The sequence below is a fragment of the Streptomyces sp. ALB3 genome, from assembly GCF_044385685.1.
Taxonomy (GTDB): domain Bacteria; phylum Actinomycetota; class Actinomycetes; order Streptomycetales; family Streptomycetaceae; genus Streptomyces.
In genome coordinates this window covers 192,774-205,370 of sequence record NZ_JBISCE010000032.1, presented here as the reverse complement: position 1 = coordinate 205,370, position 12,597 = coordinate 192,774, and the positions used below count along the sequence as shown (strand labels likewise).

Genomic DNA, 12,597 nt, shown 5'->3' with positions numbered 1-12,597 from the left:
TCACCCAGTGGATACGCGGTGTTGACGTGTGTTTCCGCCATGTTCGTCCACGGGATGCCCCTCCGATGGCGTAGCTGCCTACGATCGAGCCCCCCGAAGGTGCCGTACATCACACGCGAGGAGCATTCATGACAGAGCGCGCGCAGACAGGGCCCGCCCGGCGGGCACTCCTCGGGGCGGCCGTCCTCGGCACCACGGCCCTCGGAGGCGCCGGCGCGGCCCAGGCCTCCGGGCGTGTCGCCCCGGAGGGACGCGGCGCCGCCGGCAGCTCCTACCGGAGCCTGCCCGTGCCCACCGTCATCGGCCACCGGGGCGCCAGCGGCTACCGCCCCGAACACACCCTCGGGTCCTACCAGCTGGCCCTGGACATGGGCGCGCACATCGTCGAACAGGACCTCGTGCCGACCAAGGACGGCCACCTGGTCTGCCGCCACGAGAACGACATCACCGGCACCACCGACGTCGCCGACCACCCCGAGTTCGCGAGCCGCAGGACCACCAAGCAGGTCGACGGGGTGTCGCTCACCGGCTGGTTCACCGAGGACTTCACCCTCGCGGAGCTGAAGACCCTCCGGGCGAAGGAGCGGATCCCCGGCAACCGCCAGGAGAACACGGTGTACGACGGCCGCTGGGAGATCCCCACCTTCGAGGAGGTACTGCGCTGGGCCGACAAGGAGGGCCGCAGGCGGGGCCGGGCCGTCTGGCTCTACGCCGAGACCAAGCACCCCTCCTACTTCAGGGGTCTCGGACTCGGCCTGGAGGAGCCGCTCGCCAGGCTGCTGCGCCGTCACGGCCGGCACCGGGCGAACTCCGCACTGATACTCCAGTCCTTCGAGCCGACTTCCATGCGGCGCATGTCGGAGCTGGTCGCCACGCCCCGCGTCGTCCTGCTGTCCGGCCCGAAGGAGCGGCCCTGGGACTTCGTCGAAGCCGGTGACCCCAGAACCGTCGCCGACCTGGTGAAGCCCGCCGGCCTGAAGTGGATCGCCTCCTTCGCCCAGGGCATCGGCCCCACCCTGGACCTGGTCATCCCGAGGGACGGCGCGGGACGGCTGACCTCCCCCACCGCACTGGTGGCCGACGCGCACGCCCGGGGGCTGGTCCTGCACCCGTACACGATGCGCAACGAGAACACCTTCCTGCCCGCGGACTTCCGGCGCGGCACGGACCCGAACGCGTACGGCGACGTGTTCGGCGCCCTCCGGACGTACTTCGAGACGGGCATCGACGGCATCTTCTCCGACCACCCGGACACCGCCCTGCTCGCCGCGGCCGACTTCGCGCGGGACTGACCGAGGTCCCGGGGCAGGAACGGGCGCGTCAGCCGCCCGGCACGCGTACCCCGGTCGGGTGGAGCTCCCCGTGCGCGGCAACCCGCCGCACATGGGGGGCGTTGACGGGGCATGACTCTTCTTGATCATGCTCCCGCGGTCCCGGCCGAGGACCCGGGCGGTCACCGGCGGGAGGCCGTGCGCACCCTGCACGCGCTGGTCCGCGCGGAGGCGGCGGCCGAAGCCCAGGCCGCCGGGACCGAGGCCGCGGACCTCGAACAGGCGGTGTGGCTGCGCCTGCTGGAGCGCCGGACATGGCCGGACGTGCCGGCCGACCCCGCCCGCTGGGTCCGCACCGCCGTGCGGGCGGAGGCGCGCATGGCCCGGCGCAGGGCGAGGCGCGAACGCCCTTTCACCGCCGGCGAGTCCCCCGGTGACTGGGCCGGCTGTCCCGAGCGGATCGCGGTGGGGACCGACGAACGCCGCGCGCTGCGCGTCGCGGTGGGGCGGCTGCCCGGGAGGTGCCCGCGCTTACTCGCGGCGATGCTGGCTCCCCACGATCCGACGTACCGGGAGATCGCAGGGGAGTTGGGTATGTCACAGGGGAGTTTGGGCCCTATGCGTTCCCGATGCCTTGGATGTCTGCGCAGAATGCTCGCGGCGGAGGTTGTAGCTCCTGAACTGCGGGGAAAGGAGCGGTAGACAACCGGTGGATCAGGTGAGCGGGAGGCATGCACACATGGGCATGAGTGTGACCATCTCGGCGGCGACGGCACAGGACGTCGAGCAGATCTTCAGACTCCAGTACCTCTGTTTCCAGAGCGAGGCGGAGCTCTACGGCAACTACCGGATCGATCCGCTCGTCCAGACCCTCGAATCCGTCCGGGACGAAGTCGCCTCGGACCTGGTGTTCGTGGCCCGGCTCGGCGACGAAGTCGTGGGCTCGGTACGCGGCTTCACCGACGCGGACGGCGCGGGCCGGATCGGCAAGCTCTGCGTGCACCCCAGGCTCCGCAACCACGGCCTCGGCACGCGTCTCCTGCGCGCCGCGGAATCCGGGCTCGCGGACGGGCGTTCGGCCACCCGGTTCCGCCTGCACACGGGGGAGCGCAGCGAGGGAAATCTGCGCCTCTACCGCAGGGCCGGCTACGCCCGGGTCGGCAACGCCACGGGAGGCGACGGCGTCCGGATGGTCCTCCTGGAGAAGGACGCAGCCGCGCCGGCCTACGTGGCCAGCGCCTGAACCGTTCCCGCGAGCCCGGTCTCAGTCGTTCCGGGCGCGGCGAAGCCAGATCATCCCGGTGACCGGCAGGATCACCGGGATGAACAGGTAACCCATGCCGAATCCCGACCACACCGTGCTGTCCGGGAAGGCGGAGGGTTCCAGCAGCGTCCAGGTGCCGACGACCAGCACCCCCGCGAGCTCGCCCGCGCAGCACACCAGTGCCGCCCTGCGCGCCTTCTCGCCGCCCCGTACCAGGGAGTACGTGATGAACCCGTACACCAGGGCGGCGACGGCCGACAGGGTGTACGCGAGCGGGGCCTTGCCGAAGTCCATGATCATCTCGACGATCGCGCGGGACGCGGCGGCCACCGTGAAGACCCCGTAGAACCAGACCAGTAGCCGGCCCGGTCCGGTGCCGAGCTCGAAGCGCTGCTTGCCCCCCGGGGCCGTGTCCGGGGAGACGGGTGCCTCCGTGCGGTCGGTGTCGCGCATGGTCAGCTTCCCCAGATGTCGTAGAGCCGCACTTCGAGGACGGCGAGCACGACCGCGCCGGCCGCCACCGTCGCCGAACCCCAGCGGGTCCGTTCCGACAGCGACAGGAAACCCGCCGCGGGCACGGCCGCGAAGGCGCCGATCAGATAGGCGATGAAGATGGTCATGCCCTGGTCGGGCCGCTCACCGCGCGCCAGCTGCACGATCCCCACGAGCAGCTGTGCCGACGCCAGCACGGTGACGACCGCCATGCCGATGAAGTGCCAGTCCTTCGTGGGCTGGTCCCGGTAGGCGGCGAATCCGCACCAGGCGGCGAGGGCGAGCGCGGTCACGGCGACCGCGACCGTCAGGGCGTCAAGCATGCAGTGAGGGTATTACGGACGGGCCGGACAACGGCGTGCGGGCCTCCTCGCCGGGCCCGTGGAGGCGCGTCCAGGAATCGTGGCCTTTGCCACAGGGCGTCCCCGGCACGCTCGCGTCGCCGTCTGCGCGGTGATCCGAGAGGACTCGTGTTTACGCAGGTCAAAGCGGTGAGTGCGGGAAGGCCGACGCGGCGGCGCGCCCGTCCATCTCCGTCCGCTATACGGACACGGTGGGCTGCTGGAACGTTACGTCTGTTTTACTTGGGGCATGACCACGACGAGCTACCGCAGCCCTGCGACCGAGGCGATCCCGACGCCCGGTGCTCGTTGTATGTGTCGAATGCGCGCCTTCTGAGGGCCCCCGCCTGAGCCTCGCGCCCCGAAGCGAGACCGAGCCAGTGCCGTCCGCACCCAGCGGACCGAGCAGGCACGGGCATGCCCCGCGCCCGGCGCCCCCGCCGGAACCGGGCCATGCCGAGACTCCCACCGGTCGACCACTGAGAAAAGTCTCACCAGACGAATGCCCCGTGCCCGGCGGACACCGCGCCGCGCACTCGACAGTGACGGAAACCCTGTGATCACCACTTCGGGCCTCACGAAGGTCTACCAGTCACGAGGCCGTGAGGTCACCGCCCTGGACGGCGTGGACCTGCACGTCCGCGAAGGAGAGGTGTACGGCGTCATCGGACAGAGCGGCGCCGGCAAATCCTCCCTCATCCGCTGCGTCAACCTCCTCGAACGCCCCACCTCGGGCACCGTGACCGTCGCCGGACAGGACCTCACGGCCCTCGCGGGCCGGGGCCGCCGCGCGGGCAGGGAGCTCCGACGGGCCCGCAGCCGCATCGGCATGGTCTTCCAGCACTTCAACCTCCTGGACTCGCGCACCGTCCGCGACAACGTGGAGCTCCCCCTGGAGATCCTCGGACTGTCCGGGCAGGCACGCACCCGCAAGGCGCTGGAGCTCCTCGACCTCGTCGGTCTCGCCGACAAGGCGAAGGCCTACCCCGGTCAGCTCTCCGGCGGACAGAAGCAGCGCGTCGGCATCGCCCGCGCCCTCGCGGGCGACCCGCAGGTGCTCCTCTCCGACGAGGCGACCTCCGCGCTGGACCCGGAGACCACCCGCTCGGTCCTGCAGCTGCTGCGCGACCTCAACCAGGAGCTCGGCCTCACCGTCCTGCTCATCACGCACGAGATGGAGGTCGTCAAGACCGTCTGCGACTCGGCGGCCCTGATGAGGAAGGGCCGGATCGTCGAGTCGGGCACCGTCGGCTCGCTCCTGGCCACCCCGGGCTCCGAGCTGGCGCACGAGCTGTTCCCCGTCGGCGGCACCGCGGCCGCCCCCGGCTCCACCGTCGTCGACGTGACCTTCCACGGCGAGGCCGCGGCCCAGCCGGTGATCTCGCAGCTCTCCCGCACCTACAACATCGACATCTCGATCCTCGGTGCCGCGATGGACACCGTCGGCGGCAAGCAGATCGGCCGCATGCGCATCGAGCTGCCCGGCCGCTTCGAGGAGAACGTCGTACCGATCGGCTTCCTGCGCGAGCAGGGACTCCAGGCCGAGATCGTCGAAGGCGCCCCCGCCGAAAACGCCGGCATCCCCGCCCAGACCACCAAGGAGGTGGCGAAGTGACCTGGTCCGAAATGCAGCCACTGCTCTCGCAGGGCACCATCGACACCCTCTACATGGTGCTCTGGTCCACCCTCGTCACCGTCGCCGGCGGACTGCCGCTCGGCCTTCTGCTGGTCCTCACCGACAAGGGCGGACTGCTGCAGAACATCGTGGTGAACAAGGTCATCGGCGTGATCGTGAACATCGGCCGCTCCCTGCCGTTCATCATCCTGCTGATCGCCCTGATCCCCTTCACGACCTGGGTCGTCGGCACCTTCATCGGCCCGTCCGCGATGATCGTGCCGCTCGCCGTCGGAGCCATCCCGTTCTTCGCGCGGCTCGTCGAGACAGCGGTGCGTGAGGTCGACCACGGGCTCGTCGAGGCCGTCCAGTCGATGGGCGGGTCCATCCCGACGATCGTCCGCAAGGTCCTGCTCCCGCAGGCACTGCCCTCGCTCGTCTCCGGCGTCACGACCACCGTCATCGTCCTCATCGGCTACTCCGCGATGGCCGGCGCGGTCGGCGGCGAAGGGCTCGGCTCCAAGGCCGTCACCTACGGGTTCCAGCGGTTCGACGACCAGTTCATGCTCATCACCGTCGCGCTGCTCATCGTCATCGTGACCGTGGTCCAGCTGATCGGCGACGGAGCCGTACGCCTGCTGACCCGCCGGGGACGCACCACCTCCTGAAACCTCATCCCCCAGGTCCGGACTCCTTGTCCGGGCGCACCATCATCACCACCGGAAAGAGGCACTCTTCGTGCGCAGGAACATCAAGATCACCGCTGCCGCGGCAGCCACCGCCGCCCTCGCCCTCGGCCTCAGCGCCTGCGGCACCGACTCCGACCCGGCCGCCAAGGGCGGGACCGGCGCGGACGCGGACACCTCCAAGGCCCTGGTCGTCGCCGCGTCCCCGACGCCGCACGCCGACATCCTGAACTACGTCAAGAAGAACCTGGCGGACAAGGCGGGCCTCAAGCTCGAGGTCAAGGAGTTCACGGACTACGTCCTGCCGAACACCGCCACCGAGAACGGCCAGGTCGACGCCAACTTCTTCCAGCACAAGCCCTACCTGGACGACTTCAACCAGAAGAACAAGACCCACATCGTCCCGGTGGTGAACGTCCACCTCGAACCCCTCGGCCTCTACTCCAAGAAGGCCAAGGACATCAAGGACATCAAGGCCGGCCAGACCGTCGCCGTCCCGAACGACACCACCAACGAGGGCCGGGCGCTCCAGCTGCTCGCCGAGAACGGGCTGATCACCGTCAAGGACGGCGTCGGCACCAACGCCAAGCTCAGCGACATCACGGACAAGAAGGGCCTGGAGTTCAAGGAGATCGAGGCCGCGACCGTGCCGCGCGCCCTGGACGACGTCGACGCCGCGGTCATCAACGGCAACTACGCCATCGAGGCCGACCTCCAGCCCGGCAAGGACTCCCTGGTGCTGGAGAAGGCGGAGGGCAACCCGTACGCCAACCTCCTGGCCGTCAAGGCGGGCAACGAGGAGGATCCCCGCGTCCAGAAGCTCGTGAAGCTCCTGAACTCCGACGAGGTCAAGAAGTTCATCGAGGACACCTACAAGGGCTCGATCATCCCGGCCTTCGGCGCGCCCGCCAAGTCCTGACTCCCGGACGTCACTTGCACGACGAGCCCCGCACGCCCGCACCAGGGTGTGCGGGGCTCCGCCGTGCGGACCCGGCCATGCACATCCACGGCCCGATGCTGCATGCTGGTGCCTTTACACGGTCTTCGGCATGGAGCTGCGCATGACTACCACCTTCCCGTCCATCTCCATCAGCACGGACAGGTTGGTGCTGCGCCCCTTCGACATGGCCGACGTCCCGGCGTACATCGAGATGATGAACGACGAGCTGGTCACCGCGTGGACCGACGCACCGCACCCCTACACCCAGGTGGACGCCGAACGCTGGGTCCGCAGGATCGCGCCGGCCGAGCGCACCCAGGGCAACGGGATCGTCCTCGCCGTCACCGAGTTCCTCACCCAGCGCCTCGTCGGCTCCGTACGGCTCCTCAACACCGACCGGCGCACCCTGGCCACCGAGGTCCGCTACATCACCGCCCCCTGGGCGCGCGGTGAGGGATACGCCACCGAGTCCGTGCTGGCCCTCGCCGAATGGCTCTTCCGCGACCAGGGCTTCGAGCGGATCGAGCTGCGCACCCCCGCCGGCAACACCGCCTCCCAGCAGGTCGCCCAGAAACTGGGCTGCATCAGTGAGGGAGTCCTGCGCAACGCCCGCATAGCCAGGACCGCCACCGAGGACGGAGGCTGGGCCGACATCAGGACCGACCTCATCGTCTGGGGCCTCCTGCCCGAGGACCTGGAGGGCGTCGCGGAGCAACTGGCCGACGCCGGCGGCTACGGCACGTACAACGACTGGAACTGACCTCCGCCCGGCTTCGGGAGCCCCCGGCGGGGCGTTGGTACGGACCGGATACGCTCACCCTTGCCCCGCCCATCCCGCGGGGAGCCCCGCCTGCTGACATCCAGGAGACTGACGACGATGGCCGACCGGGTCACGGTGATCGGCTGGGACGGTTCGCCACTGACCAGAGCGGCCACGGCCGCGCTCTCGGCCGCCACGCTCGTCGCCGGCGCCGGCCACCACCTCGCGCTGCCCGAAGTGCCCGAGCGCGCGGAACGCATCCGTCTCGGCAGCGTCGACCTGGCCGCCCGCAGGATCGCCGGGCACCGGGGGAGCGCCGTGGTCCTCGCCGACGGCGACCCGGGCTTCTTCGGCGTCGTACGCACCCTGCGCAAGCCCGAACACGGTCTCGAGGTCGAGGTGGTCCCCGCCGTCTCCTCCGTCGCGACCGCCTTCGCCCGCGCCGGAATGCCGTGGGACGACGCACAGATCGTCGTCGCGCACCCCCGCACCCTGCGCCGCGCGGTCAACGTCATCCGCGCCCACCACAAGGTGGCCGTGCTCACGTCCCCCGGCGCAGGGCCCGCCGAGCTCGCCCTGCTGCTCGAAGGCGTCCACCGCACCTTCGTGATCTGCGAGGAGCTCGGCACCGTGCGCGAGCGGGTCACCGTCCTCACGTCCGACAAGACGGCCGACCACACCTGGCGCGACCCCAACGTCGTCATCGTCATCGGCGGCGGTCCCGAGACGACCGCCCACGGCGCCTGGATAGCCGGCCGGCGCCCCGACCACCCCGAGGGCGTGCGGGGCTGGGGGCTGCCCGCCGCTTCGTACGGCGGCGCGGGCGAGGGCGGCGAAGGGGAGTCACCCGGCCTGCGCGCCGCCCAGCTGGCCCGCCTCGGGCCACGCACCGGTGACCTCGTCTGGGACATCGGCTGCGGCAGCGGAGCACTCGCCGTCGAGGCCGCCCGCTTCGGCGCCGCCGTGCTCGCCGTGGACAAGGACCCCGACGCCTGCGCGCGTACGGTGACGGCCGCCCGCACCTTCCAGGTGGGCGTCCAGGTCGTCAGGGGTACCGCACCGCACGTGCTGGAGCGTCTTCCGGAGCCCGATGTCGTACGCATCGGCGGGGGAGGCGTGCCCGTGGTGACGGCGGTGGCCGACCGGCGGCCGGAACGCATCGTCACCCATGCCGCGAACCGGGACGAGGTGGAGGCGCTGGGTGCCGCACTCACGGAGAACGGGTACACGGTCGAGTGCGCGCTCCTGCAGTCCGTCGAGATGGACACCTCCGCCTGGGCGGAGCGTGAACGCTCCGTCGTGTTCCTGCTTTCCGCGGTGCGTCCCGGCCTCGCCCCCTGAAGCGTTGCGGGGGAGCGCGAGGTAGGCTGACCGATTGTTGTACCGCGCCCGGCTGTTCGACGGTTCGTTCGTCAATGTCCGGAAAAGTGGACCGTTTTGTTCCGCGACGTGGTACGGCGTAACCGGGGGACGCGCAACGTGGCGCAGTCCACAGCGAGCCGAGGCAGAAGTGTCTGTCGCGGCGGCGAACGGCCGCGAGAATGTACACCTGCGCGCGCGTTTCGTGCCGCGCGGGGAGCCCGCTCGTTCTTGTTGACGAGCACCGGCGTGCCGTGGTTCGGGCATCCCGGGCGAAGGGCGAAGGAGCACTGACGATGGGCGAGGGGTACGCATGACTGACACCGGCCAGATCCCGGGCGAGGGACTGCCGGAGAACGCAGGCATGGTGGAGCAGCCGGGCGTCCCCGCCCCGGACGCCTACACCTACCTCGAACCCTCCGAGCACACAGCCGAGGACGACGACCTCCTCCTGATGCCCGCGTCCCAGGGCGCGTGGAGCGATGCTCCGGCCGCGCAGGCGGGGCTCCCCGAACAGTTCCCGGCGTACGACCAGAGCGCGAACGGCACGCACGCGCCCGGCGCCGCCGGACTCAACGGCGCACAGACCCCGGCACACACGCCCGTACAGGTCCCGGCTGCCGCCGCTCCGGCCCGGCGTCCGCTGCACCGGGGCCCCGCGTCCACCGAGGCGCCCTCGTACGGGGGCACGCCCACCGGCGGAGTGGTCCGCTCGCTCGCGGACCGGGGGCCGGCCGGTCCGCAGCATCAGGTGCCCGTGCGACACGCCGGACCGCCCACGACGGGGCCGGAGTACTTCGACGTCCCGGCGGATGACGCCTCCGCGCTGCCGGGCCCGCAACTGGGCGAGATCCCGCCGCAGGGCGCGCCCGCGTGGGGACCGCCCCCGCCGGCCCCGGCTCCTGAGCCGGTGACCGCTCCCGAGCCGGCCGCTGTTCCCGCGCCCGCCCCGGCTCCTGAGCCGGTTTCCGTTCCTGAGCCGGCCGCTGACTCCGCGCCCGCGCCGCAGCCAGAGGTCCCCGACGCGCCGCTGGAGCCCGTCGTCCCTGTCGAGCACGTCGCGCCGGCTGAGCACGTCGCGGCGGCTCAGCACGTCGCGGCGGCCGAGCACGTCGCGCCGGCTGAGGAAGTCGGAGCCGTCGAGCCGGTCGCGCCCGAGCCGTCCGCAGAAACGGTCGCCCCGGAGCCGACGGCGGAAGCGGCCGAGGAGCCTGAGGCTGATGTCCTGACCGAGGTACCGGCTGCGGTACCGGCGGAAGCCTTCACCGAGGCACCCGTTGCCGCACCGGCGGAAGCCCTCACCGAGGCACCCGTTGCCGCACCGGCGGAGCCGCCCGCCGAGATCCCCGTCGAACCGCCTACCGATACCGCCGACACGGCCGCGCCGACGGGGCAGTTCGTGCCCGTGGCGGCATCAGTGCCGACGGCGCCGCACGATGCCCCGACGCCTGCGGCCGAGACGGACGCCCCCGCCACTGAACCCGGGCAGGCCGCCGAACCCGCGCCGGAGCCCGCGCCGTTCGTCGCCGAGCCCGTACCGCCCACGCCGGAGGCCACGGTGGCCCCGGAGGCCCCGGAACCGGTCGCCGTCCAACAGCCCGGTGCGGCGCCCGAGATCCAGGCCGGGCCCGTCGCGGAGTCCGAGCCGGCTCCCGAGCCCGTCGCCGTGCCGCAGCAGGCCCCTCAAATGCCCGTCGAGCCGGAGGCCGGCACCGGGCCGGAGATCATCGAGACCCCGGAGGCCGGGGTTGCGGAGGTTCAGCCCCTGCCGGCGGAGACTCCGCCGGCCGAGGAGCCGGCCCTCCCCGAGGGCGCTCCCGTGGAAGCGCCGGCCGAGGACGTGACGGAAGAGGCCGCCGCAGAGGATGCCGCGGCCCACACCGAGGCCGAAGTCTCCCCCGAGGCCGAGGCCGAGGCCGAAGCCGAAGCGCACGCCTCCGCTCCCGCTCCCGCTCCCGGTTACGCCGACGCCGAGCGCGAAGCCGTCCTGCGGGTGATGCGTGAACGGCGCGACATCCGCAACGGATTCCGCAGCGACCCCATCCCGCACGAGGTGCTCCTGCGGGTCCTGGAGGCCGCGCACACCGCGCCGAGCGTCGGCCATTCGCAGCCCTGGGACTTCGTCGTCATCCGCTCCGCGGAGACGCGCCGCTCCATGCACGAACTGGCACAGCGCCAGCGCGAGGCGTACGCCAAGTCGCTGCCCAAGGCCCGCGCCAAGCAGTTCAAGGAACTGAAGATCGAGGCCATCCTCGACACGCCGGTGAACATCGTCGTCACCGCCGACCCCACCCGTGGGGGCCGCCACACCCTCGGCAGACACACCCAGCCGCAGATGGCCCCGTACTCCTCGGCGCTCGCCGTCGAGAACCTCTGGCTCGCGGCACGCGCCGAAGGCCTCGGCGTCGGCTGGGTCAGCTTCTTCGACGAGCGGGAGATGGTCCGCGCGCTGGGCCTGCCCGAGCACCTCGAGGTCGTCGCCTACCTCTGCGTCGGATACGTCGACGAGTTCCCCGAGGAACCCGAGCTCATGAAGGCGGGCTGGTCCAAGCGCCGCCCGCTGTCCTGGGTCGTCCACGAGGAGACCTACGGCCGTCGCGCGCTCCCCGGTGAAGAGCCGCACAGCCTCCTCCAGGAGACCGTCGCGGGCATCCGGCCCCTGGACGCCAAGGCGCTCGGCGAGGCCTGGGAACGCCAGAAGCGGATGACGAAGCCCGCCGGCGCGCTCGGCATGCTGGAGATCATCTCCGCGCAGCTGTCCGGACTCTCCCGGCTCTGCCCGCCGCCGATCCCGGAGCCCGCCGCCGTCGCGATCTTCGCCGGTGACCACGGTGTCCACGCCCAGGGTGTCACGGCGTGGCCGCAGGAGGTCACCGGCCAGATGGTCGCCAACTTCCTCGGAGGCGGCGCCGTCTGCAACGCCTTCGCCGCCCAGGTGGGTGCCGAGGTCTGCGTCGTCGACGTGGGTGTGGCGGCCGAACTCCCCGCGACACCCGGCCTGCTGCCCAGGAAGGTCCGGCCCGGAACAGCCGACTTCACCACCGGACCCGCACTCACCCGCGAAGAGGTGCTCGCGGCCGTCGAGGTGGGCATCGAGACCGCCCGCGACCTCGTGGCGGCAGGCAACAAGGGCCTGCTCACCGGCGAGATGGGCATCGCCAACACCACCGCGTCAGCAGCGCTGATCTGTGTCTACACCGACATGGACCCCGCTGAGGTGACCGGCCGCGGCACCGGGATCAACGACGAGATGCACGCCCGCAAGGTCGACGTGGTGCGCCGCGCCCTGGACCTGCACGAGCCCGACCCGGCCGACCCGATCGGCGTACTCGCAGCGGTCGGCGGCCTGGAACACGCCGCCATGGCGGGATTCCTGCTGGGCGGTGCCTCCCTCCGCACTCCCGTGATCCTCGACGGCGTCAGTGCCGGAGCGGCGGCGCTGGTCGCCCGCGCCATCGCCCCCGAGGCGCTCGCCGCGTGCATCGCGGGGCACCGCAGCGCGGAACCCGGCCATGTCGCGGCCCTCAACAAGCTGGGCCTGCGCCCGCTCGTCGACCTGGACCTCCGCCTCGGCGAGGGCACGGGCGCACTCCTCGCGCTGCCCATCGTGCAGAGCGCGGCCCGCGCCATGCACGAGGTGGCGACCTTCGACTCCGCGGGTGTCACGGAGAAGTGACCGCCACCGTGCCCGGACGCGCCCACCGGCGCGTCCGGGCACCACGGCCTCCCGGCCGCCCGGGCCCGGCACGGAAGGGCGGGCAGGACGCCGAAGCCCGGCCGAGGCGGCCCGCGAACCCGTCGGACCGCCCCGGCCCCGGGGCCCACCACCCCGTATCGTGGTCCCACGCCTCACCGCCCCACCCAGCCCA

Annotated in this window: 11 protein-coding genes; 9 read left to right on the top strand and 2 right to left on the bottom strand. The window is 71.8% G+C overall.

Going from position 1 to position 12,597, the window contains the following annotated elements:
* The first annotated feature begins 128 nt into the window (after positions 1 to 128).
* From ACHFIV_RS20350 to ACHFIV_RS20340, 3 genes are all read left to right on the top strand, one after another.
* On the top strand, positions 129 to 1,292 hold the full coding sequence (locus ACHFIV_RS20350) for a glycerophosphodiester phosphodiesterase (RefSeq protein ID WP_398970839.1): 1,164 nt from the start codon (positions 129 to 131) through the stop codon (positions 1,290 to 1,292).
* Between the two features lie 111 nt (positions 1,293 to 1,403).
* Complete coding sequence (locus ACHFIV_RS20345; protein ID WP_398970837.1) at positions 1,404 to 1,973, top strand: sigma-70 family RNA polymerase sigma factor; 570 nt, start codon at positions 1,404 to 1,406, stop codon at positions 1,971 to 1,973.
* Between the two features lie 37 nt (positions 1,974 to 2,010).
* Positions 2,011 to 2,514 carry a GNAT family N-acetyltransferase gene (locus tag ACHFIV_RS20340; RefSeq protein WP_398970834.1) on the top strand — a complete coding sequence of 168 codons (504 nt, stop codon included), beginning with the start codon at positions 2,011 to 2,013 and terminating at the stop codon, positions 2,512 to 2,514.
* A gap of 21 nt (positions 2,515 to 2,535) precedes the next feature.
* On the opposite strand, the gene ACHFIV_RS20335 is transcribed toward ACHFIV_RS20340, so the two are convergent.
* On the bottom strand, positions 2,536 to 2,988 hold the full coding sequence (locus ACHFIV_RS20335; RefSeq protein WP_398970832.1) for a hypothetical protein: 453 nt from the start codon (positions 2,986 to 2,988) through the stop codon (positions 2,536 to 2,538).
* A gap of 2 nt (positions 2,989 to 2,990) precedes the next feature.
* On the bottom strand, positions 2,991 to 3,350 hold the full coding sequence (locus tag ACHFIV_RS20330; protein WP_398970829.1) for a hypothetical protein: 360 nt from the start codon (positions 3,348 to 3,350) through the stop codon (positions 2,991 to 2,993).
* Positions 3,351 to 3,924: 574 nt separating this feature from the next.
* On the opposite strand from ACHFIV_RS20330, the gene ACHFIV_RS20325 reads away from it, so the two are divergent.
* The 6 genes from ACHFIV_RS20325 to cobT all read left to right on the top strand — a co-directional run bounded on the left by ACHFIV_RS20325 (position 3,925) and on the right by cobT (position 12,404).
* Entirely contained in the window at positions 3,925 to 4,983 is a 1,059-nt protein-coding gene (locus ACHFIV_RS20325; RefSeq protein WP_398970826.1) for a methionine ABC transporter ATP-binding protein, read from the top strand.
* Positions 4,980 to 5,651, top strand: coding sequence for a methionine ABC transporter permease (locus ACHFIV_RS20320; protein WP_398970823.1), 672 nt, complete (start codon positions 4,980 to 4,982; stop codon positions 5,649 to 5,651). Before ACHFIV_RS20325 ends, ACHFIV_RS20320 begins: the two co-directional genes overlap by 4 nt.
* A gap of 70 nt (positions 5,652 to 5,721) precedes the next feature.
* Positions 5,722 to 6,588, top strand: a complete 867-nt coding sequence (locus ACHFIV_RS20315; protein ID WP_398970820.1) for a MetQ/NlpA family ABC transporter substrate-binding protein — start codon at positions 5,722 to 5,724, stop codon at positions 6,586 to 6,588.
* 142 nt (positions 6,589 to 6,730) lie between these two features.
* Positions 6,731 to 7,369, top strand: coding sequence for a GNAT family N-acetyltransferase (locus ACHFIV_RS20310; protein WP_398970818.1), 639 nt, complete (start codon positions 6,731 to 6,733; stop codon positions 7,367 to 7,369).
* 117 nt (positions 7,370 to 7,486) lie between these two features.
* Entirely contained in the window at positions 7,487 to 8,710 is a 1,224-nt protein-coding gene (cbiE, locus tag ACHFIV_RS20305; protein ID WP_398970815.1) for a precorrin-6y C5,15-methyltransferase (decarboxylating) subunit CbiE, read from the top strand.
* Positions 8,711 to 9,041: 331 nt separating this feature from the next.
* Positions 9,042 to 12,404: a nicotinate-nucleotide--dimethylbenzimidazole phosphoribosyltransferase gene (gene cobT / locus ACHFIV_RS20300; protein WP_398970813.1), complete on the top strand. Its 3,363-nt coding sequence runs from the start codon at positions 9,042 to 9,044 to the stop codon at positions 12,402 to 12,404.
* Positions 12,405 to 12,597: the final 193 nt, after the last annotated feature.